At 73.8% G+C, this 23,619-nt stretch carries 9 protein-coding genes; 4 read left to right on the top strand and 5 right to left on the bottom strand.

Annotated features, from left to right (window positions below):
- Positions 1–20 precede the first annotated feature (20 nt).
- The 5 genes from mppR to AB0E19_RS09575 all read right to left on the bottom strand — a co-directional run bounded on the left by mppR (position 21) and on the right by AB0E19_RS09575 (position 5,405).
- Positions 21–818 (bottom strand): enduracididine biosynthesis enzyme MppR, encoded by a 798-nt coding sequence (gene mppR / locus AB0E19_RS09555; protein WP_362175850.1) that lies wholly within the window; start codon positions 816–818, stop codon positions 21–23.
- Positions 815–1,993: an aminotransferase class I/II-fold pyridoxal phosphate-dependent enzyme gene (locus tag AB0E19_RS09560; protein ID WP_362175853.1), complete on the bottom strand. Its 1,179-nt coding sequence runs from the start codon at positions 1,991–1,993 to the stop codon at positions 815–817. Before AB0E19_RS09560 ends, mppR begins: the two co-directional genes overlap by 4 nt.
- Positions 1,993–3,126 carry an enduracididine biosynthesis enzyme MppP gene (mppP, locus tag AB0E19_RS09565; RefSeq protein ID WP_362175856.1) on the bottom strand — a complete coding sequence of 378 codons (1,134 nt, stop codon included), beginning with the start codon at positions 3,124–3,126 and terminating at the stop codon, positions 1,993–1,995. The genes AB0E19_RS09560 and mppP overlap by 1 nt, the downstream gene beginning before the upstream one ends.
- 123 nt (positions 3,127–3,249) lie before the next feature.
- The gene (locus AB0E19_RS09570; RefSeq protein ID WP_362175859.1) at positions 3,250–4,425 is read right to left on the bottom strand and encodes a tryptophan 2,3-dioxygenase family protein; all 1,176 of its coding nucleotides are present in this window, start codon (positions 4,423–4,425) and stop codon (positions 3,250–3,252) included.
- Positions 4,422–5,405, bottom strand: a complete 984-nt coding sequence (locus AB0E19_RS09575; RefSeq protein ID WP_362175862.1) for a methyltransferase — start codon at positions 5,403–5,405, stop codon at positions 4,422–4,424. The genes AB0E19_RS09570 and AB0E19_RS09575 overlap by 4 nt, the downstream gene beginning before the upstream one ends.
- Positions 5,406–5,999: 594 nt before the next feature.
- On the opposite strand from AB0E19_RS09575, the gene AB0E19_RS09580 reads away from it, so the two are divergent.
- The 4 genes from AB0E19_RS09580 (at position 6,000) to AB0E19_RS09595 (ending at position 23,617) form a co-directional block, all read left to right on the top strand.
- A complete protein-coding gene (locus AB0E19_RS09580; protein ID WP_362175865.1) occupies positions 6,000–6,701 on the top strand; it encodes an ABC transporter ATP-binding protein in 702 nt (233 codons plus the stop codon).
- An 89-nt stretch (positions 6,702–6,790) separates the two neighbouring features.
- Positions 6,791–9,322 carry an ABC transporter permease gene (locus tag AB0E19_RS09585; protein ID WP_362175868.1) on the top strand — a complete coding sequence of 844 codons (2,532 nt, stop codon included), beginning with the start codon at positions 6,791–6,793 and terminating at the stop codon, positions 9,320–9,322.
- A gap of 235 nt (positions 9,323–9,557) precedes the next feature.
- Entirely contained in the window at positions 9,558–14,471 is a 4,914-nt protein-coding gene (locus AB0E19_RS09590; RefSeq protein ID WP_362175871.1) for an amino acid adenylation domain-containing protein, read from the top strand.
- A gap of 17 nt (positions 14,472–14,488) precedes the next feature.
- Positions 14,489–23,617 carry an amino acid adenylation domain-containing protein gene (locus AB0E19_RS09595; protein WP_362175874.1) on the top strand — a complete coding sequence of 3,043 codons (9,129 nt, stop codon included), beginning with the start codon at positions 14,489–14,491 and terminating at the stop codon, positions 23,615–23,617.
- Positions 23,618–23,619: the final 2 nt, after the last annotated feature.

Here is a 23,619-nt window from a genome sequence, read left to right on the forward strand (position 1 = left end):
GGGGCGGGGCAGGCCGGTGGTCAGGCGAGTCTCCGGCCGGAGACGAGTGTCTCGGCGTATCCGAAGACGTGGCCGCGTCCGACGGAGACGGGTCGCAGCGAGGCGAAGTCCTCGTCGAGCACGTCGAAGAGGTCGAGCGTCGCGTCCCCCGACCACACCTCGGAGAACTCGACCCCCGTGACGGTCGAGGTCACCAGTTCGACGGGCGGACACTCCCCGGGGAGCCAGGCCGGCTGGACCCTGCTGTGCACCAGCGGCACGGTGTGCAGCGGCGGCGGTTCGGCCGCCCGGGTCGTCGCGTGCACCGAGGCGTGGGCGATCCGGCGGCCGCCCGTCGATGCGGTGCCGTGGTACGTGCCCGCGTGGGAGTCCAGGGGGCCCGCCCTGCCGACGCGCATCGGCCAGGTCTGGTGCACCTCGCCGAGCTGCTTGGGCATGCCCTGCACCCAGCCGCGGAGCAGGGGCACGGGCTGGTCGACCCAGGCGTACGGGCACCGGGCGAGGCGGCGGCCCCGGTACTCGCAGGCGAGCAGGATCAGGAACTCGTTGAACTGGCTCGCGCCCGGATCGACCAGCTCGGTGCCCGGCTCCGAGCACCACTGCCAGCGGGCGAAGACCGCGGCGGCCTGCCCCGGGTCGGCGCCCAGGGCGAGTTCGGGCGGCAGGAACCGTGCCGCCGCCACCGGGTCCACCCGGTAGTCGACCATGACGACCTCACCGGCGAAGTGCCACGGCGGAGGGGTCAGCGTGGCCGAGGTGCCGGTCGGGGAGAGCGGCAGGCTGTACCCGAGCGGGCCGCTGACGACGGAACCGGTCATCGGAGGGGGTCCTCGTTTCTCCAGGCGAGGGCGAGCCGTGCTGCCGCCTCCGCCAGACGGTCGGGCGGGTGGAAGCTGTACGCGAGCCGCACGTGGGTGCCGGTCGTGGTGCCGAAGCGGGAGCCCCGGGCCACCTCGACGCCCGCGCGTGCGGCCGCGGCGGCGATCGAGGCCTCGCCGAGCCGCGGGTGGAAGGCGAGCCAGAGGAAGAAGCCGCCGGCGGGGCGGGCGACGGCGACCTCGTCGCCCAGGCCGGCCCGCAGGGCGGCGACGAGCGCGTCGCGCCGCAGCCGGAGCTGCCCGCGCAGCCAGGACAGCCGCTGGTCGTAACGGCCGTCCCGCATCAGCATGGTGACGGCCAGCGAGGTCAGATGGTTGAGCCCGCCGCCACTGACCAGTTGTCCGCGGTGCGCCAGTGTGCTCACGAGGTCCGGTTCGGCCTGCAGCCAGCCCAGTCTCAGCCCCGGTCCGAGGGTCTTGGCGAACGACCCGAGCCGGATCACTCCGCGCCCTCCGGCCAGCGCGGCGAGCGAGGGCGGTGGGCCGGTGCCGTCCAGGTTCAGTTCCGCGTACGCGTCGTCCTCCACGATCGGCACGCCGTGCCGGGCGGCGACGGCGAGCAGCTCCCGGCGGCGCGGTGTGCCCGCGACGGTGCCGGTCGGGTTGTGGAAGGTCGGCGTCAGGTAGACGAACGCCGCGTCGGTGCTCCGGGAGAGCGCCTGGTCGAGGGCGTCGGGCCGGACGCCCTCGCCGTCGGCCGCCGCCTCGCGCACGCGCAGGCCGTGGTCGGTCATGATGCCGCGCGCGAGGTCGTAGCAGGTCCGCTCGACCACGACGGAGCGGCCCGGGCGGCCGAGGGCGGTGCACAACAGGGCCAGCGCCTGCGAGGTGCCGGCGGTGACCATGACCTCCTCGGCCGTGCAGCCGTGCCGGTCCGCGAGCAGGACGCGCAGCGGATCGGCGCCGGCGTTGGCACCGTATCCGAGGGCCGCAGGGCCGAACTCGGTGAGGGCCTCCGCGTAGAGGGGCAGCACCGTGTCGACCGGCAGCAGGCCCGGTTCCAGGTAGCCGGGTCCCAGGTCGATGACGCCGGGTGGGGAGACGGCCTGCACCACCCCGGCACGCCACCACCGGGCGGACGGGGCGGGTGCGGCCGCCGTGACGGGTCGAGCCATCAGCCCGGCTGCCGGGCGCTGTCCAGCAGGGCCGAGCGCAGCACCCGCGCGCCCGCGAGCAGGGTGGAGGGGTCGCGCGACAGGGCGAGGCGGAGCATCCGCTCGCCCTCGTGGGGCCTCGCCCAGTGGAACTTCTGGCAGGGCAGGACGAAGAGGCTCTGCGAGCTGACCGCCGACCAGACGTCCATGCCCGACCGCGATCCGAGGTGCAGGCGTTCCACGCTCACCCGTGCGTCCTCGTCGACGAAGCGGAGGTCGGGCACGCCTTCCAGGGTGGTGCGGACGAGGGCGCGGTTGTCGGCGATGGTGCGCTGCAGCTCGTCCAGGCCGCCGTCCGCCCCGTCCTCGGCGAACCGCTTCACCATGAGCATGATCAGCGGCGAGGTACCGAGGAGGATGTCCGAGTGGATCTTCTCGATCGGCAGGTTCACCTGGGCCGAACGGACCAGCCAGCCGATCTTGAGTTCGAGCGTGGGCCACAGCTTGCCGGTGTCCTCGATGACGACCCAGCGGCAGCCGCTCTCCTCAAGGAGGGCGTAGTGGTCGTACTGCGCGGCGGGGTCGAACCCGCGGAAGCACGTGTCCAGGGCCAGCACCACGTCGTGCTCGGCACACTGCTCGGCGAGCCTGCGCAGGCGCTCCTCGCTCATGACCCGGCCGGTGGGGTTGTTCGGCGTGGTGATGAAGACGCAGCCGACCTGTTCGAGCAGCTCCGCCGGCAGGTCGTCGTCGTGGGCCCGCTCCTCCTCGACGGGGACGAGCCGGAGCCCCACCCCGCGCAGGATGTCGGGGATGTTGTCGAAGGTGGGGTGGATCAGCGCCACCGCGTCGGAGGTGGTGACCAGCGAGCGGGCGAGGATCTCCATGGCGAGCGAGGACGAGTAGCAGCTCAGCGTGCGTCCGGCGGCGAAGGGGTGGCTGTGCTGGCCGAGCATGCCGAAGAACGCGTCGGCGGCCTCCTGCTCGATCTCGTCGACGGGGCGCGCCGCGGCCTCGGCCCAGAGGGTCGGCAGCTCGTTGACGATCTTGCCCTGCGCGGCGGTGAGCTGCTGGCGGGCGTGTCCGTCGGCGAGGTTCATCGGACTGGTCAGGGCGAGGGTCTCGAACTGGGTCAGGTTCTCTGCGGAGACCACGGGCGTCATTCTGTTCACAAGCACCTCTCATGGGCGTGGGCGAAGCGTGCTTGGAGCCCCGGCGGTCGCCGGGACTCACCGGCGTCGGTGCGCGCCGGGATAGGAATCGGGGGTGGATCTCCTTCAGCAGAAGGCGAACCGGGTGAGGAGCTGTTCGGCGTCGTCGACACGGTCGCCGGAGGCGAGTCCGGCCTTTCCGACGAAGCGTTTGAGGTATTCGGCTCCTTCCGTGCCGCCGGATCCGGTCATCTCCGGCAGGTAGCGCCGGCCGAATCCGTAGTGGCGGCCGCGCCAGACGTGCAGCGGTGCGCCGGCCGCGGCGATGGCCTCGTGGACCTCGGCGTCCTGGGCCGCGGCCGCCGCGTCCCGCAGGGACGTGAACCCGCGCAGCAGTGGGCCGTTGATCGGGGTCAGATGGGGAAAGCGGTCGTAGATCTCGGCCTTGCGGTCGTCGTAGCCGTACACCACCAGTTCCATCAGGTGGTAGTTGAGCGACTGCACCGCGCTGGCGCTTCCGGTCGCGTCCCGGAAGCCCATGAAGAGTTCCGGGGTGAGCGTCCGCAGCGCGTGGAAGACGACGTTCAGCAGCTCGGCCGCCGAGGCGAGTTGGCGCAGCCGCAGGACGGCCTCGTCGAGGTCGCGGCCGATGGCCTCGGTCGCGTGGCGCGCCGTCCAGCGGACGAGGAAGAAGGCGGCCTCACACGCCTGTACGGCGCGCATGAAGAAGTGTTCGTCGTGCTTGTCCGACCGGCGGAATCCCGAGCACCGGTCGACCACCAGCAGGTCGCGGACCAGTGCGTCGTCGTGGTCGGCGAGCCGGACCAGCTCGGCGCTCGCCATGGTGCGGTCCCGGCCGAGCGGGGAACGGGCCAGGTGGTCGAGGACCGCCCGCAGGCGGCGCACCCGCTCGGCGCCCTCCTCGACCGTGGTCTCGTGCAGTCCGGCCTCGCGCTCCTCCAGCGCGATGAGTTCGCCGACCAGCGAGTGCACGAGCAGCAGGCTCGCCTCGTACGGGTCCTCCCGCCGGGCGAGGTACCAGCCGGCCACGTGGAGTCCCGTGTAGCGGTAGTACTCGGGTATGTCGAGGCGTCGGCTGAACGGCCGCGTGATGAGCCGGAGGATCTCGTTCTCGTCGTTCTCCGGCCCGTCCCGGCTCACGTCGTGGAGTTCGGACAGGCGCAGGACCTCGTCCTCGGACAGCTCGGCGACGGGCGTCGCGTGCAAGCGCTCGGCCAGCTCGGCGCAGACCTCGGGCAGCTCCCGCGAGCGGAGCGGGGCCGCCGAACGCACGGCGCTCATCGTCCGGTCCCGCTCTCGGTTCTCCGGTGGCCGATGACCAGGTGCTTGTCCCCGGTGGAACGCCGGACCGCGCCGTCCGTGAATCCGGCCCCGCGCAGGAGCTCCAGGTACTCCCCCGCCGTCCGGTGCCTGCCCTCGGTCTCGACGTGCATCGAGAGGTTCATGACGGAGGTGGCGAGCGGGCCGCCGAGGTCGTCGTCGAACAGTCGCTCCATGATCAGGACGCGGCCTCCGGGGAGGCAGGCCTCGTGCGCCTTGCGCAGCAGCGCCGCGCAGGTCTCGTCGTCCCAGTCGGACAGGATGTAGCCGAAGGCCAGGCAGTCACCGGGCGGCAGCGGGTCGCGGAAGAAGTCGCCCGGCGTGAAGTCCAGCCGGTCGGCGAGGCCGTGGTCCGCTGCGCGGGCGGTCAGGTGCGGACCGACCTGGGGGAGGTCGAACACCGTCGACCGCAGCTCCGGGAAGGCCTTGAGGGCGGCCACGGAGAAGGGGCCGCTCGCCCCGCCGACGTCGACCAGCCGGCGGTGGCCGCCCAGATCGGCCAGAGCGGCGAGCTCGTGCGAGATGTGGTGGCTGAGGCCCCACATCGCGTCGAGGAAGCGGCCCACCGACTCGTCGTCACGGTAGAGGGACTCGAACGGGGCCGGTCCGCCCCGGTCGGTCTCGGCCTTGCCGACGCGCAGACAGCCGTCCAGTCGCGCGAACCGGCCCGTGGTGTCTCCGACCAGATGGTCGACGAAGCCCATCAGGAAGCGCGGGTCCTCACGGTCGACGTAGGGCCGCACACCCGCGGCCAGCGCGTAGCGCCCTCCCTCCGCGTCGAGGATGCCGAAGGCCGACAGCACCCGCAGGAGGCGCTCCAGGCTGTCCTCGTCGACGGCCAGGGCGGCCGCCAGCTTCTCGGCGGTGTCGCCGCTGTGCCGCGTCAGGTAGGCGAACACACCATGCCGGTCGGCGGCATTCAGAGCGTGTGTGGCGTACATTCCGTAGACGGCGCGTTCCAGATTCGCAGGAATCATTGTTTTCGCTGCCCATCGATGCAAGGGAATGGTGGAGCCCTGGCGGGCTCTCTCGGCTCGACGCATCGTCCGCGTGGCCGTCGGAATCTCCGGGCGTTATCACACCCATGGCCCGGGGGTGAGGAATTCCCTGGCCGGAACGAAGTATTTCGGTGGTGGGGACGGACGGGCCATCTTGTTGCCCGCAGAGTGAAATCCCCAGTTCGGGACGCCATCGGGTGCCGGAGCGTCGTCCCGGCGGTGGCCGCGGCCGGAAGCGGACCGGCGGGACGCCCTCGCAGAGGGGACCCCTCCGGCGGCCGTCCGTGAACAGGGGACGACCGGCCCGTGAACAGCTGCGCAAGGGGAATCGGAATCCGGTCGGACAGCCGGGTGCACCGGTGCGCGAGGAGGGGAGGATCGCAGGTCGAAGACGGTGCACGCGCAGCCTGGCGGTGCGGGGTGAATACCCACGGCAAGGGTTCCCGGTTGATCGACGGGGGCACCGACCGGTACCGTCCCGGCACAAACGAAAAGGGGTGTGCGGTGACTGGCGGGCATGCGCTCTTATTGGAATCCGTGACAAAGATCTACGGCTCCGGCAAAAATGCGGTCACAGCTCTGGACGGCGTCAGCCTGGCGGTGCGGCGGGGAACCTTCCTCGCGATCATGGGCCCCTCCGGCTCGGGCAAGAGCACCTTCCTGCACTGCGCGGCCGGGCTCGACAGGCCCACGCGGGGCGAGGTGGTCCTCGGCGACATCAGGCTGGCCGGACTGGGCGAGGAGCTGCTCAGCGAGATCCGAAGGGATCGTGTCGGCTTCGTCTTCCAGTCGTACAACCTGCTCGACTCGCTCACCGTCGCCGACAACGTCGGCCTGCCGTTCCGGCTGGCCGGCACCCCGGTGCCGACCGACCGGGTGCGCGCCGAGCTGGCGGGCGTCGGGCTCGCCGACCTGGACGACCGCTACCCCGGTCAGCTCTCCGGCGGTCAGCGGCAGCGGGTGGCCATCGCCCGGGCCCTGGTCACGGCCCCCGACGTGATCTTCGCGGACGAACCGACGGGCGCGCTCGACACCAGGTCCGGCAAGCAGGTCCTGGAACTCCTGCGGGGGGTCGTCGACCGGACCGGCCAGACCGTGGTGATGGTGACGCACGACCCGGTCGCGGCCTCGCACGCGGACGCGGTGACCTTCCTGGCCGACGGCCGGCTCGCCGGTGAGCTCACCCGGCCGACGCCGGATCAGGTGGCCGACCGGATGACCCGGCTGGGTGACTGGTGAGCCGCGACCGTCGGTCCGTGCAGGCGGGCCTGACGACACGGCCGGCGCCGGAGGCCCCCGAGGGGGGCGGGAGCGCGAAGAAGGCGAAGGTGCGCACGCTCTCGCGCCGGAACCTCTCGCTGGCCTGGAGCACGATCCGCGGCCGCAAGGGCGGTTTCGCCGCGGTCCTCCTCGCCGTCGCGGTCGGTTCCGCCGTGATCAGCGCGTGCGGCGTTCTCCTGGAGACCGGGCTGAGCTCGGGCGTCCCGGCGGAGCGGCACCACCGGGCGGCGGTGGTCGTCGGCGGATACCAGGCCATGCCCGTCGACGGCGATACGGACCCGCGGCTCTCCGAACGGGTCAGGCTGCCCACCGCCACGGTGGCGAAGGTCGCCGCCGTCGCCGGGGTCGAGTCCGCGATCGGGGACGTCAGCGTCCGTACGAGCGTCCTCAGGGACGGCGCCGTCCTCGACGGCCCGCCGGTCTACGGGCACGGCTGGTCCGCCTCCGCGCTCGCGCCGTTCACGCTGCGCTCGGGCGCTCCCCCGCGCGCCGGTGGGGAGGTCGTGCTCGACGACGCGCTCGCCCGGCGGGCCGGGGTGGCTCCGGGAGACACGGTCACCCTCGTGACGGGGTCGGAGCCGGCCGCGTACCGGGTCAGCGGCGTCGCCGCGCCCGCGGTCCCGCTCCACCGGCAGTCCGCGGTCTTCTTCACCGAGGACCGGGCGGCGGCGCTCCACGGCACGCCCGGCACGGTGGACGCGATCGGCGTGGTGGCCGCGCCGGGGACCGACCCCGGTGAACTCGCCGACCGGATCGCCGGGGCCGTGCCCGGCGTGGCCACGTACACGGGCGACGACCGCAGCGATGTCGAGACCCTCGACGTCGGGCGGATGAGGTCCTTCGTCATCGAGGTGGCCAGCGCCTTCGGCGCCACCATGATCCTGCTCGTGGTCATCGTGGTCGCCGGCACGCTGGCTCTGTCGGTGCAGCAGCGGCGCCGTGAACTGGCCCTGCTCCGAGCCGTCGGCGCCACCCCCCGTCAGGTCCTCCGCATGATCGGCGGCGAGGCGGTGCTCGTCGGCGGGATCGGTGCCGTACTCGGCGCGGTTCCCGGCGTCCTGCTCGCGATGCTGCTGCACTCCGGGTTCACCGCCGCCGGCGCGCTGCCGCCCGGGTTCTCGCTGGTGGTCACGCCCCTGCCCGTGCTGTGCGCCCTGCTGGTCTGCGTCCTCGCGGCCCGGATCGGCGGCTGGCTGGCCGCCCGGCGCGCCGCGAAGGTCAGTCCCGTCGAGGCGCTCGGCGACGTGGACGTGGAGCCGAGGAAGCTCGGCTGGTTCCGGCTCTCGCTCGGGGTGCTGCTCGTACCCGCGGGTCTCGCGGTCGCGATCGTGCTGCCGATCGTCCTGCCAGGTGAAGCCGCCATCGAAGGGGCCGCCAGCTCCGCCCTCGTCCTGGTGATCGCCGTCGGTCTGCTCGGGCCCAGGCTGTTCGGCGGCATCGCGGCGCTGCTCGGCCGACGGCCGGGCGGGGTCACCCGTTTCCTCGCCATCGCCAACTCCCGGGCGCGGGCCCGCCGTCTCAGCTCCGCCACCACTCCGCTGATCATGGGGGTGACCATGGCGGCGGCGCAGCTGTTCGGCGCCACGACGCTGGCCGCCACCGCGCAGGACCAGGCCGCCGAAGGCGTGATCGCCGACCATGTGGTGACCTCCGTCGGCGCGGGCATCTCCCCCGGACTGGCCGAGGAGCTCCGGAACGTTCCGGGCGTCCGCACGGTCGGCCGGGTCGTCCGGACCTCCGCGATCCTCACCTGGCCCGACGGCGGGGGCGGCGTCCAGTACCGGATCTCCACCGCCCAGGGCGTCGACCCGGCCGCCGTCCCGGACACCATGGACCTGGGCGTCCTGCGCGGAGACCTGAACGGGCTCACCGGTTCCACGGCCGCCCTCAGCCGCCTCGTCGCCGGCACCGTCGGCGTCGACGTGGGCGGCACCGTCGACGTGCACCTCGGCGACGGCACCGTCGAGAAGGCCACGGTGGTCGCGGTCTACGAGAACGGGCTCGGCTTCGGCGACGTCACCCTCCCCCACGACGTGGTCGTCGGCCACACCACGGACCACCTCGACCAGTGGCTGATGGTGAACACCGACCAGGAGGCGCGACTGGTCGCGGCGCTCACGGCGTATCCCACCCTGCGGCTCCAGGACGCCCGGGCGCTGACCGCCGCGCCCACCGGTGACGCGGGCGGCGACGGCATCGGCCTCGTGCTCAACGCCGTACTGCTCGGCTACCTCGCCATCGGCGTCGTCAACACCCTGGTCATGGCGACGATCTCACGCCGCCGCGAGTTCGCCCTGCTGCGTCTGGTCGGCACGCGCGCCGACCAGGTCAGGTCGATGATGCGGCGGGAGGCGGGCATCATCGTCCTCTCCGCGGTCGCCGTCGGCACGCTCGCGGCGCTGCCGTCGCTGATCGGCATGAGCTATGCGATCCGCGAGTCCGTGTTCCCCTCCATCCCTCCCCTGATGTACCTCGGCATCGTGACCGCCGCCGCCGCGATCGCGTGGCCCGCCGTGATGCTGCCGGCCAGGCTGGCCCTGCGTCCCCCGGCCACCGAGGCCGTCGCCCGGCCCGAGTGACGGAGATCCATCGGCCCGAGTGAGGGAGATCCATCGGCGCAGGTGAGTCCTGGCCATCGGCACAGGTGAGGCGTGGCTTCGGCCACGCCTCACCTGTTCTCCCGCGTTCCCGGCCGCCCCGCGCCGGGTGGCAGTTTCCTCACCGCTCAAGAACGTGGAGCCGGCGCGGCCGCACGGGCGAAGCTCGACCGTCGACATATCCGAGCGCCACGCGTGTCTCTAGTGGAGGCCGAGCATGTCCCACGTTCCTGCCCACGCACCGGTCGGCCCGGAGAGCCTGACGGTGCACCACCTCGTCGCCGCGCACGCCCGGCGGGAACCCGGCGCGCCCGCGGTCGTCGATGCCGCCGCGACCCTCACCTACCGCGAACTGGACGAGCGCGCCAATCACCTGGCCCACGTCCTCGTCGCCGCCGGGGTGCGCGCCGAGGCACGGGTCGGTCTGATGACGGGCCGCTCGGGGCACACACCGGAGACGGTCGTCGCCATGCTGGCCGTCCTCAAGGCGGGTGGGGTCTACGTGCCGCTGCACGAGAGCTACCCCGCCGACCGGATCCGCTGGATCCTCGCCGAGACCGACGCGGTCGTCCTGCTCGCCGACCGGTCGACCGCGGACCGGGCGGCGACCGCGGGACCGCCCGTGGTCCTGGTGGACGGTGCGGACGCGGGCCGGCGCCCCGACGCCCCGCGCGTCACCGTCCACCGGGAGCAACTGGCGTACGTCATGCACACCTCGGGCTCGACCGGCCTGCCCAAGGGCGTGGCCATCACCCACCGCAACATCACTGCGCTGGCACAAGAGCCCCGGATGCGCGCCGCGTTCGGCCGCTGCGCGCTGTTCCACGCGCCGCTCGCCTTCGACGCGTCCACGTACGAGGTCTGGCTGCCGCTGCTCAACGGAGGCCGCGTGGTCATCGGCCCGCCGGATCCGACCGCCGAGGGGCTGGCGGCGCTCGTCGCCGAGCACCGTCCCGAGGCCGTCTTCCTCACCGCGGCGCTGTTCCGGCTCTTCGCGGAAGAGCGGCCCGACTGCTACGCGGGGCTGAGGGAGGTGTGGGCCGGCGGCGAAGTCCCGTCGGAGGCGGCCATGGCACAGGTGCGGCGCGCCTGCCCGGACACCACCGTCGTCAACGCGTACGGCCCGACCGAGTGCACCGTCTTCGCCACCGTGCACCGGACGGCGCCGGGCGACCCGCACGGCGGCGCGACCCTGATCGGCGCCGCCCTCGACGACACGGAGGCCTATGTGCTCGACGAGCGGCTCCGGGCCGTCGGCGCGGGCGCCGTCGGCGAGCTGTACCTGGCCGGTGAGGGCACGGGCCGGGGGTACTGGGGGCGGCCCGCGCTGACCGCCGAACGCTTCGTCGCCAACCCGTTCGTGCCCGGTGGCCGCCTCTACCGCACCGGCGACCGGGTACGGCTGACCGAGGACGGGCTCATCGAGTACCTCGGCCGGACCGACCACCAGGTCAAGATCCGCGGCTTCCGGATCGAGCTGGGCGAGATCGAGGCCGCCCTGCGCGACTGCCCCGGCGTCACGGACGCCGTCGTCGTGGTGCGGGAGAGCGGCCCGACGCGCGGCATCGTCGCGTACCCGACGGGTCCGCGCCCGCGCGCCGAGACCGAGCTGCTCGACCACCTGGCCACGCGCCTTCCGGGCTTCATGCTGCCGTCGCGCGTCGTGTGGACCGACCGGCTGCCGGTCAACGCCAACGGCAAGGTGGACCGTTCCGCGCTGCCCGAGCCCCCGGCCGACGGCGCCGAGGCGTACCGGGCGCCGGGCACCGCCACCGAGCGCGAGCTCGCCGAGGTCTGGGCCGAGACCCTCGGGTGGGACCGGGTCGGCACACGCGACGGCTTCTTCGCCCTGGGCGGCGACTCGGTGCTGGCCATGAAGCTGGTCGCGCGGGCGCGGGCCCGGGGGCTCGCCCTGCGCACGGCCGACGTCTTCGCCCACCCGACGGTCGAGGCGATGGCCGGTGTGGTGACGCGGCTCGACCCGGCGCCCACGGCCCCGGCGACCTCCGACAGCGGGCGGCGAACGGGCGGTTACCCCCTGACCCCGCTGCAGAGCGGCATGCTCTTCGACGCCCTCATGCTCGACGACCCCTCGCTGCACCTGATCCAGTTCGTCCTCCGGCTGGGGGACGTCACCGATCCCGGCCGGCTCGGCCGGGTCTGGCAGGAGGCCACCGACCGGCACGAGGTGCTCCGCAGCGACCTGCGCTGGGCGGACGTCGAGGAGCCCGTCCAGATCGTCAGGGACGGGGTGACGCTGCCGGTGACGCAGCTGGACTGGAGTGCCGTGCCGGAGGAGGAGCGTCCCTCACGGCTGCGGGAGCTGCTGGCCGCCGACCGCGCCGCGGGAATCGACCTCACCCGCGCGCCTCTCAGCCGGGTCACGATCGCACGGCTCGGCCCGGACTCCGTCCAGCTCGTCTGGACGATGCACCATGTCCTCACCGACGGCTGGAGCTCCGCGGAGCTGCTGCGGGACGTGCTCGACGCGTACCGGGGCGAACCGGTGCCGACGCGGCCGCCGTTCCAGGACTTCGTGCGCTGGTTCGCGGAGCAGGACCTGGACGCGGCCGACGCGTACTGGCGCGGCCGGCTGGCGGGCTTCACCAGCCCGGTGGCGGTGCCCGGGGACCGGCAGCCGCCGGAGGGCCACCGGCCCGCGACCCGGCACTCGGTACGCGTGACCGTCCCGGAGGAGACCGCCGCACGGGTGGCGGCGTACGCGCGGCGCACCGGTCTCACCGTGAACACCCTCGTCCAGGGCGCCTGGGCGATCCTCCTGGCGCGTCTGAGCGGCGAACGGGACGTCTGCTTCGCCACCACCACGGCGGTGCGGCCGGCGCAGCTGCCCGGGGTGGAGTCGATGGTCGGCATGATGATCAACACGCTGCCGGTCCGGGTCCTCGCGGACGACGACCGGCCCACCGCGGCCTGGCTGGAGGAGCTGCAGCGCGAGCTGGCCACGGCGCGCGAGTTCGGGTACGCGCCGCTCCACCGCGTGCAGTCCTTCGCCGACGTGGCGCCCGGGACGGCGCTCTTCCACTCGGCCGTCGTGTTCCAGAACTATCCCTTCGACCGGACCGCGATCGAGGCGTTCGACGTCGAGTTCGCCACCGACTACCCGCTCGCGCTCAGCGTGTTCCCCGACGCGTCGCTGGTCATGCGGCTGCTCTACGACGAGACGATCTACGACGCGGCCACCGTGGAGCGGGTCGCCGCCCGGCTGATCACCGTGCTGGACGGGCTGGCCGGCGGAGGGGCGCCGAGCGTCGGCGACGTGACCGCGCTGACCGGCGCCGAGCGGGAGCTGATCCTCGACGACTGGGGCACGGCCCCGCCGTCCCCGTACTCCATCGAGCGACGCCTGCACCGCGTCATCAGCGAGCGCGCCGCCCGGTGGCCCGACACCGTCGCCGTCGAACGCGGCGAGCACCGGCTGACCTACGCGGAGGTCGAGGAGCGGTCCAACCGGCTCGCCCACCACCTGACCGGTCTCGGGGTCGGCCCGGAGGTGGTCGTGGGGGTGTCCGTCGAACGCGGTCCCGATCTGGTCGTGGGTGTCCTCGGCACGCTCAAGGCCGGCGGAGCGTACGTACCGATCGACCCCGACTACCCCGCCGCGCGCGCCGCCGCGATCCTGGAGGAGGCGCGCCCGGCGGTGGTGCTCACCCACGCCGCCCACGCCGGGGTGTTCGCGGGGGCGACGACCCCGCTGGTCCTGCTGGACGAGGAGTGGCCCGTCATCGCCGGCCGGCCGGCGACGGCCCCGCCGGACCACGGCAGCCCGCGCGACCTCCTGTACATCGTGTACACCTCGGGCTCGACCGGGCGGCCCAAGGGCACCATGATCGAGCACCGGTCCATGGTCAACACGGTCGAGACGTTCATCCCGCTGCACGTGCGCCCGGGCAGCCGGACCTACCAGCTCACCCCCATGAGCTTCGACGCCGCGTCCCTCGTGCTGCTCGGCTCGCTCGCGGGCGGCGCCACCCTGGTCGCTCCCCTGACCACCGGGACGTACGGCGGCGCCGAGCTCGTCGAGCAGTTGCGCGAGGCCGACATCCACGCCGTCACCGGGCCGCCGACCGTGCTGCCGGTCCTCGACCCGGAGGCACTGCCGCGGCTGGAGTCCCTCACCACCGGCGGAGAGGTCCTGACTCCGGACGTCGCGGCCGCGTGGTCGCCGGGTCGCCGCCTGCTCAACGGATACGGTCCCAGCGAATGCTCGGTCGCCGCCACGCTGTTCCCCGTGGAACCCGGCGTCCGGTACGACAACGTCCCGATCGGCCGCCCGATCCCCAACACCAGCGCCTACGTCCTCGACGACCGGCTGCGTCCCGTGCCCCCGGGGGTGACGGGAGAGCTCTACTTGGGCGGCGAGGGCGTCGGCCGCGGCTACGTGGGGCGGCCGGAGCTGACGGCGGAGCGCTTCGTGGCCGACCCGTTCGGGCGGCCGGGTGCCCGGCTGTACCGCACCGGCGACCTGGTCCGCTGGAACCCGGACGGCACGCTGGCGTTCGCCGGCCGTGCGGACGACCAGGTCAAGATCCGGGGCTTCCGCGTGGAGCCGCGTGAGGTCGAGAACGTGCTGCTGCGGCACGAGGCGGTGGCCGAGGCCGCGGTCGTCGTGCGGTCCGACGACGCCGGCAAGCGGCTCGTCGCGTACGTGGTGCCGCGCGACGGTCTGCCGTCGGGGGACGAGCTCCGCGAGCACGTCGCCCGCCACGTCCCCGCCTACATGGTCCCGGCCGCCGTGGTGACGCTGCCCGTGCTGCCGGTCACCCGCAACGGCAAGCTCGACCGGGCGGCCCTGCCCGAGGTGAAGGCGCGTACGGACGAGGAGTCGTACGTGGCGCCGGCCAATCCCACCGAGGAGGCGCTCTGCCTGATCTGGGGCGAGGTGCTGGCCGTGCCCCGGGTCGGCGCGCACGACGGCTTCCTCGACCTCGGCGGCGACTCGGTCAACGCCCTCCGCCTCGCCGTCCGCATGCGCGCGGCGTTCGGCATAGCGATCTCCCCGAAGGACCTCTTCGAACAGCGTCATGTGCGCGACCTCGCCGGAATCGTCCAGGAGCGCGTCCTCGCCAGCCTGATCGCCGCCCCCGGTCCCGAAGCGTCCGGCCGGATCTGAACCAGAGAGGAACGCAGATGTCCCAGCCCGACGAGACGTTCTCGTCCGTACCGGCACACCTGCAGGCGGAGCTGCTGCGGCGCCTCGCCGGCGAGTCGGAACCCGAGGACCGGCCCATCCCGGCCGTCCGCCGCGACGGCGTGCTGCCGATGTCCTCCGCGCAGGAGCGGCTCTGGTTCCTTGCCGAACTGGAGCCCGACAGCGCCGAGTACAACACGCTGCGCGCGCTGCGGCTGAGCGGCGGCCTCGACGCCGCGGCACTCACCGCCGCGCTCGAACGGGTGGTGCGCCGGCACGAGATCCTCCGTACCACCTTCGACTCGGTCGACGGCCGTGGAGTCCAGGTCGTGCACGAGCACACCGAGCGGGCGCTGCCCCTCGTCGACGTGTCGGGGCCCGATGCCGGGGCCGCGGTCGAGCGGTTCCTCTCGGCGGAGATGAACAGGCCGTTCGACCTGCGCCGCGGACCGCTGCTGCGCGCCACCCTGCTGCGCGTGGACTCCCGGGAGCACGTGCTCGTGCTCGCCATGCACCACCTCGTGTGCGACGGCTGGTCGACCGGGCCGCTGCTCGCCGAACTGGCCACCGCCTACGAGGCCGTGGCCGTCGGCGCCGAGCCGGTACTGCCGCCCGTGCCCGTGCAGTACGCAGACTACGCCGTGTGGGAGCGCGAGCGGTCCGCCGCGGTGGACGGGCAGCTCGCCTACTGGCGTGAGCGGCTCGCCGGGATGCGCCCGGCCGATCTGCCCACCGACCGCCCCCGGCCCCCGGTCCGTACGCCGGCGGGCGCGACCCTTCCCGTGGAGATCCCGGCCGACGTGCTGGACGGCCTGCGGCGGCTGAGCCGCGGTCGGGACGCCACACTGTTCATGAGCCTGGTCACGGTGACGAAGGTGCTGCTGGCCCGGTACCGCGGGGATTCCGACGTGGCCGTCGGCACGGTGACCCTGGGTCGGCAGCGGCCCGAACTGGAGAGCCTGATCGGCTTCTTCATCAACACCGTCGTCCTCCGCTCGCAGGTGGACGAGTCGCTGACCTTCACGGAGCTGCTCGACCGGGTGCGCGGCGGGCTGCTCGACGCCTTCGCCCACGACGAGGTCCCCTTCCAGCGCCTCGTCGACACGCTGCGTCCCGAACGGGACGCGTCCCGGCCGCCACTGGTCCAGGTGATGGTCAACCTGCAGAACATGGCCGCGACCCTGCCGGACTTCCGGGGGCTGGAGGTCACCGAGATCCAGCCCCCGGTCGACGTCGCGAAGCTGGACCTCACGTTCGACTTCTACGAGGACGACTCCTCGCTGGTCTGCTACCTGGAGTACAGCACCGACCTCTTCGACCGGGCGACCGTCGAGCGGCTCGGCGGCCACCTCGTCACCCTGCTGCGCGCCGTGTCGCGGGAGCCCTCGGCCCCGCTGGCCGGTCTGTCCATGCTGCCGGCCGAGGAGCTGCGCGCCCTGACCGTCGACTGGCAGGGTCCCGAGCTCCCGGTTCCGGCCGCGCGGACCCTGCACCGGCTCTTCGACGAGCGGGCGGCCGCGACCCCGGACTCCGTGGCGGTGAGCGACGGGGTCCGGCGGCTCACCTTCGCCGAACTGGCCGCGCGGGCCAACCGGCTCGCCCACCACCTCGTCGCGGCCGGCGTGCGCCCGGGCACGCTGACCGGTGTCCGCCTCGGCCGCGGTGTGGACGCGATGGTCGCCCTGCTCGCCGTCCTCAAGGCCGGCGGCGCGTTCGTCCCGCTCGACCCGGAACACCCCGAGCAGCGGCTCACCATGATGCTGGAGGACGCCGCCGCGCCGGTCCTGATCACCGATTCGGCGGCGATCGGCGAGGGTCCCTGGACCACCGTACGGCTCGACGCCGACGCGGACGCCCTCGCCCGCCACCCCGCCACGGCCCCCGCCGCCACGGCCGGGCCGGACGACCTCGCGTACGTGGTCTACACCTCCGGCTCGACGGGCCGCCCCAAAGGCGTGATGGTCAGCCACCGCAACGCCCTCCACATGATGCGCGCCTGGGACGCCCGGTACGACCTCACGGGGCTGCGGGCCCGCAGTCTGTCGGTGTCCAGCCTCGCCGTCGACCTGTTCCTGGGCGACTTCCTGATGTCCGCGATGTACGGCGGCGAGATGGTGATCTGTCCGGCCGAGGTGATCACCGACCCGCCCGCGCTGGCCGCGCTGATCACCGAGGTCCGGCCGGACCTCCTCGTGACCACGCCGTCGCTGGCCAGGGCGGTCGCCCAGGAGCTGTCCTGGAGCGGCGGCCGGGCGGACTCGCTGCGCGTCCTCGCGGTCGGTTCGGAGGCCTGGCTGGCCGACGACGCGGCGGCGGTCCTGGACCTGCTCCCCGCCGACGCCGTGGTCACCAACAACTACGGCGCCACCGAGACCACCGTGGACTCCACGACGTACCGGCTGCTGCCCGGCGCCCCGGCCGCCTCGGCGGTCGTGCCCGTCGGCCGGCCCCTGGGCAACACCCGTGCGTACGTGCTCGACGCCCTGATGCGCCCCGTGCCCGTCGGCGTGCCCGGCGAGATCCACATCGGTGGCGACGGGGTGGCGCAGGGCTACTGGAACCGTCCCGAGCTCACCGCGCAGCGCTTCCTGGAGGACCCGTTCACCGGCGGGCCCCTCTACCGGACCGGCGACATCGGGCGCTGGCGGCCGGACGGGAACCTGGAGTACCTCGGGCGCGCGGACGACCAGGTCAAGATCCGCGGCTTCCGGGTGGAGCTCGGCGAGGTCGAGGCCGCCCTGCTGCGCCACCCGGGCGTCGCCGCCGCGGCCGCCGCCGTACGGACCGACCCGGCCGGCCGCGACCGGCTCGTCGGCTACCTGGTCGCCGACGGGGTCGCGCCGTCCCTCGGCGAGCTCCGCGCCTTCCTGGCGGAGACGGTCCCCGACCCGGCGATCCCGTCCGCGCTCACCGTGCTCGACGGGCTTCCGGCGACCCCGAGCGGCACCCTCGACCGCAAGGCGCTGCCCACCCCCGCGTTCACCGACCAGGCGGGCGGGGCCCACGTGCCGCCGCGCAACCCCGTCGAGGCCGCGCTCGCCGCGGTCTGGGCCGAGGTCCTGGGCCTGCCGCCCGGCACGGTCGGCGTCGGCGACAACTTCTTCGAGCTGGGCGGCGACTCGATCGTCGGTCTGCAGGTGGTGTCGAAGGCACGGCGGGCCGGCCTGCGCCTGACCGCCAAGCAGATCTTCCTCCACCAGAGCGTGGCCGATCTGGCGGCCGTCGTCCAGGCAGCGGACCGGCCGGCGACGCCGCGGGCGCCCGCCCCCGCGGTCGGGGACGTGCCGCTCACCCCGGTGCAGCGCTGGTACTTCGAGCAGTACCCGTCGGGCGCCACCCATTTCAACCAGTCGATGTTCGTCGAGCTCGCCCCCGGCACCGACCCGGCCGCCCTGCGCGCGGCCGTGGCGGCGCTGCTCGACCACCACGACGCGCTGCGGCTGCGCGCCTCCCCCACCGACGGCACCTGGCGTCAGCACTGCCCGCCCGCCGGGACGGGGCTGCCCTTCCGCGTGGTCGACCTGTCGGAGCTCGACGGCCCGGACCGCGAACGGGCCGTCCGGGAGGCGGTCACCGCGGCACAGACCGGCTTCCGGCTCGACACCGGGCCGCTGTGCGCCGCGGTGCTCTTCGCGGGTGCCCCCGAACCCGACCGGCTGTTCGTCACGGCGCACCACCTGGTCGTCGACGGGGTCACCTGGCGGGTGCTGCTCGCCGACCTCGAACTCGCCTACGAGCAGGCCGCGCGGGGCCTGCCGGTCGTCCTCCCGGAGAAGTCCACCGGTTTCCGCGAGTGGGCGACGCGGCTGACCGAGGCGGCCGCCGCCGGCCGCTTCGCCGACGAACGTCCGTACTGGCGGGCCGTGGAGGCCGCGTCCGCCGCCTGCCCGCCGCTGCCCCAGGACCGCGAGGGTCCGGACACCCTCGCCCACGCCCGTACGGTCGAGACCGTTCTCGACCCCGAGCTGACCAGGGCGCTGCTGCGGGACGTGCCCGCGGCGTACCGCACCCGGGTCAACGACGTCCTGCTGACCGCGCTCGCGGCGGTGCTCACCGGCTGGACCGGTGGCGAGGCCGTCGCCGTCGAGCTGGAGGGCCACGGCCGCGAGAGCCTCTTCGACGACGTCGACCTCTCCCGCACCGCCGGCTGGTTCACCACCCTCTTCCCCGTGGTGCTGCCCGTACCGGGCGAGGACTGGGGCACCCGCCTCAAGGCCGTCAAGGAGACCCTGCGCGGGGTGCCCGGGGCCGGCCTCGGGTACGGCGCCCTGCGCCACCTCACCGAGGACGCCGGCCTCGGCGCCGCCCGCGTCCAGGTCGGGTTCAACTACCACGGCCACTTCGACGTGGCCACGGGTGACGGCCTGCTGCGCGCCTGGCGTCCGAGCCCGGCGCCGGACCGGGGCCCCGACCTGACCCGCCCGAACCTCCTGGAGGTCACCGGCATGGTCCGCGGCGGCCGGCTGGAGTTCTCCTGGGAGTACTCCACCGCGCTCCACGACGAGGCCACCGTCGCCGGCCTCGCGGCACGGTTCACCGAGGCGCTCGCCGGGATCGCGGCGCACTGCGCCCGGTCCGGCGGATGCACCCCCTCGGACTTCCCGCTCGCCGGACTCGACCAGGCCGGCGTCGACCGGATCGCCGGGGACGGGCGCACGGTCGAGGACGTCTACCCGCTCACGCCGATGCAGAGCGGTCTGCTGTTCCACTCGCTCGACGCGCACGAGGAGGACATCTACCTCACCCACGTCTCGCTCGTCCTCGACGGCGTCGCCGACCCTGCGCTGCTGGCCGAGGCATGGCAGCGGGTCGTCGACCGGACGCCCGTGCTCCGCACCGCGATCGCCGACGCCGAGGGCGGACGCCCGCTGCAGGTGGTCCACCGGAACGTCCGCGTACCCGTCGTCGTCGAGGACTGGTCGGAGCTGACGGAGACCCAGCAGCTGGAGCGCGCCCGCCTCCTGGCCGAGACCCCCGCCGAACCGCTGGACCTGTCGCGGCCGCCGCTGCTGCGGCTGCACCTGGCCCGGCTCTCCCCTTCCCGGGTCCATGTGCGGTACTCCTCGCACCACCTGATCCTGGACGGCTGGAGCTTCGCCGACGTCCTCGGCGAGGTGTTCGCCGAACACGCCGCGCTGAGCGGACGCGAGACCGAACCGCCGCGGCCCCGACGCCCGTTCCGCGCGTACGTGCGCTGGCTGCAGGAGCAGGACACCGCCGCCGCCCAGGCGTACTGGACCGGGCTGCTCGCCGGCTTCTCCGCGCCCACCGCGCTGCCGTACGACCGGCCGCCGCTGCGCTCCCACCAGTCCCGCGACACCGGGCACGTCGACCTCGCGCTCACCGCGGAGGAGACCGCGCGCCTCGAACGCTTCGCGCGCGAGGCGCGGGTGACCGTCAACACGCTGCTCCAGGGCGCCTGGGCCCTGCTGCTGTCCCGGTACAGCGGGGACCGGCAGGTCTGTTTCGGCACCACCGTCGGGGGCCGACCGGCGGATCTGCCGGGCTCGGACGGCATGATCGGGCTGTTCATCAACACGCTGCCCGCCCGGCTGACCGTCTCGCCCGACAGCGAGCTGCGGTCCTGGCTGCGCGAGATCCAGGTCCAGCAGCTCGACGGCCGCCAGTACGAGTACGTCTCCCTCTCCGAGGTGCGGCGGTGGGCCGCGATCCCGGCGGGCACCGACCTCTTCGAGAGCTGCGTGGTCTTCGAGAACTTCCCCTACGACGAGCAGGCGGCCGGGCGGCACGGCCTCGACGTGCGGTCGCTGGCCGGCCTGGAGACGTCGAACTTCCCGCTGACGTGCGTGGCCCACCTGGTGGGCGGGCTGCATCTGCGGCTCGGTTACGACCCGCGCCTCTTCGACGACACCACGGCGCGCCGGTTCGCCGATCACCTGCTCGGCGTCCTCGACGCCATGGTCACGGCACCCGACGCCGTCCTGCGGGACCTGCCCATGGTCCGCGGTGCCGAACTCGACCTCCTGGTCGAGGAGTTCAACGGCACCCCATCCGGATACCCCGAGCGGTGCCTGCACGAACTCTTCGCGGAGGTCGCCCGCGAGCACCCCGACCGGCCCGCGGTCGTCGCCGGCGACACCCGGCTCACCTACGGCGAACTGGACGCCCTCTCCGACCGACTCGCCCACGAGTTCGCCGGACGGGGGGTCGGCCCGGAGGTGCCGGTGGGCATCTGCCTGCCCGGTGGCGCCGAGATGATCACGGCGATGCTCGCCGTCCTCAAGGCGGGCGGCGCGTACGTGCCGCTCGACCCCGGGTACCCGGCCGAGCGCCTGGCGCATCTCTTCCGCGACTCGGGTGTGCCGGTGCTGCTGACCAGCGCCGCGCTCGCCCCGGGCCTGCCGTCGACCCCGGCACAGGTCCTGCTGACCGACGAGCTGCGGCCGGGGGCCGTCGACGGGCCCCCGCCCTCGCGCACCGTGCCGGACAACCTCGCCGTGCTGGTGTACACCTCGGGCTCGACCGGCACCCCCAAGGCGAGCATGGTCACCCACCGCGGCCTCGTCCGCCTGGTACGGGCCGCGGGCGAGCACACCTTCGGCGACGCGGCGACGATCGCCCAGCACCACTCGATCTCCTTCGACGCCGCGCAGAACGAGCTGTGGCAGGCGCTGCTCGGCGGCGCGTGCCTGGCCGTGCGGCCCGGCGACTTCCGCTCGGTGGACGAGCTCGACACGTTCCTGTCCGACCACAAGGTGGAGGCCATGTCGTTCTCGGCGGGCTTCTTCCACGCCGTCGCCGACACCGACCCGGGCATCCTCGCGGGGCTGCGCAGGGTCGTGGTGGGCGGTGAGGCGCTGTCCGCGCCGCACTGCGCGCGGGTCCTGGACCGGCTGCCCGAGCTGCGGATCGTCAACGCGTACGGGCCCACCGAGTGCTCGGTGACCGCGACGTGCTTCCCTGTCGAGCACGGCGGTCCGCCCGGGCGTACCGTCCCGGTCGGCCGGCCGACCGCCGACGCCCGGGTCTACCTGCTCGACCGGGACCTCCGGGTGGTGCCGGTGGGGGTGACCGGGGAGGCGTACCTCGCCGGTGACGGCGTGTGCCGCGGCTACCGGGACCGGCCCGGGATGACCGCCGAGCGCTTCCTGCCGGACCCGTTCGGCGCCCCCGGCTCCCGCATGTACCGCTCCGGCGACCTCATGCGCCGGCGTCCCGACGGGACACTGGAGTTCGTCGGCCGTACCGACGACCAGGTGAAGCTGCGCGGTTACCGCATCGAACTCGGCGAGGTCGAGCGGGCCCTCACCGCGCACCCGGACGTGGCGGGGGCGGCGGTCGTCCTCCGTGAGGACCGGCCGGGCCAACGGCGGCTCGTCGGATACGTCGTCTCGGAGCAGGACCCGGCCGAACTGACCCGGTACCTCGCCTCGCGCCTGCCCTCGTACATGGTCCCGGCCGCGCTGGTGCCGATGGAGCGGATGCCGCTCACCCCGCACGGCAAGGTCGACCGCCGTGCCCTGCCGGAGCCCTCGGCCGCCGCGGACGGACACGGCCCGGTCGCGCCCCGCACGGCCGACGAGGGCACGATGGCCGCGATCTGGGCGGAGGTCCTCGGCGTGGAGTCGGTCGGCGTCACGGACGACTTCTTCGATCTCGGCGGCGATTCGATCCTCAGCATCCAGATCGTGTTCAGGAGCCGGCGGGCAGGGCTCCAGGTCTCGTCCAGCGACCTGTTCCGCCACCCGACGGTCGAGCAGCTCGTCGCCGCCGCCGGCCGGGACCGCAGGATCGCCGCCACCCAGGACGCCGAGACCGGTGAGGTGCCGCTCACCCCGATCCAGCACGCGTTCTTCGCCCGTCACGCGGTCGCGCCGCAGCACCTCGTCCAGTCGGTCCACGTCGAGCTCGCGGCAGGCACCGACGAAGCGGCCCTGCGGACCGCGCTCGCCGCGGTCGTCGCCCATCACGACGCCTTGCGGATGCGGTACACGCGCGACGGGCAGGGCCGCTGGTCCCAGTGGAACGCCCCCGCCGAGACCGGCGAACCGTTCGAGCGCCACGACCTGTCGGGACTGCCCGACGAGGAGCTGCCGCCGGCCATGGACCGGATCGCGGCGGCGGCCGACAGCGGCCTCGACCTGGCCACGGGTCCGCTCCTGCGGGCGGTCCTGTTCGACCTGGGCCCGGACCGGCGGGCCCACCTCCACCTCACCGTGCACCACCTCGTGATCGACGCGGTGTCCTGGCGGATCGTCAACCACGACCTGGACCTCGCGTACCGGCAGGCCGTCGGCGGCGAGGCGATCGACCTCGGCGCCAAGACCTCCTCGTTCCGGCAGTGGGCCACGCGGCTCGCGGCACACACGGCCGACGGCGGCTTCGCGGACCAGACGGAGCACTGGGACGCCGTGCCCGGGCCGACGCCGCTGCCGGCCGACGGGCCGGGACCGAACGTGGTGGCGTCGCGGCGCATCACGCCGGTGCGGCTCGGGCGGGAGGAGACCTCGGCCCTGCTGCACAAGGCACCGGGCAGGTTCCGGGCCCGGGTCAGCGACGTGCTGCTCGCCGCGCTGGCGTGGACGATGTGCCGCTGGTCCGGCGACGACCGGCTGGTGATCGAGATGGAGGGCCACGGCCGGGAGGAGATCTTCGACGACGTCGATCTGTCCCGCACCGTCGGCTGGTTCACCAGCTCGTACCCGGTGGCCCTGGAGGTGCCCGGCCGGACGGGCGGACGAGCCGACTGGCCCGCCGTCGTACGCTCGGTACGGCGCTGCCTGCGCGCCGTACCCGGCAACGGGCTCGGCCACGGAGCGCTGCGGCACCTCACCGGGACCGGCACCGCGGCGGCGGAGCACACTCCCCCGGCGGTGCTGTTCAACTACCACAGCCAGACCGGGGAGATCACGCAGACGGCCGACCGCTCCCTGTTCCACGCCTTCCACGAGGCGCTCGGCGAGGAGCAGGACGGCCGCGAGCGGGTCGTGCAGGCGCTGGAGGTGGTCGGCGCGGTCCACGACGGACGGCTCGGCTTCGACCTGTACTACTCGGTCAATCTCCACGACCCCGGCACCATCGACGGGGTGGGCGCCGAACTGGCAGCGGCGCTGCGGGAGATCGCCCGGCTGTGCGACCCCGCTCTCGGGACGGAGGAGCACCGGTGAAG

This window comes from Streptomyces sp. NPDC047974, assembly GCF_040653375.1.
Taxonomy (GTDB): domain Bacteria; phylum Actinomycetota; class Actinomycetes; order Streptomycetales; family Streptomycetaceae; genus Streptomyces.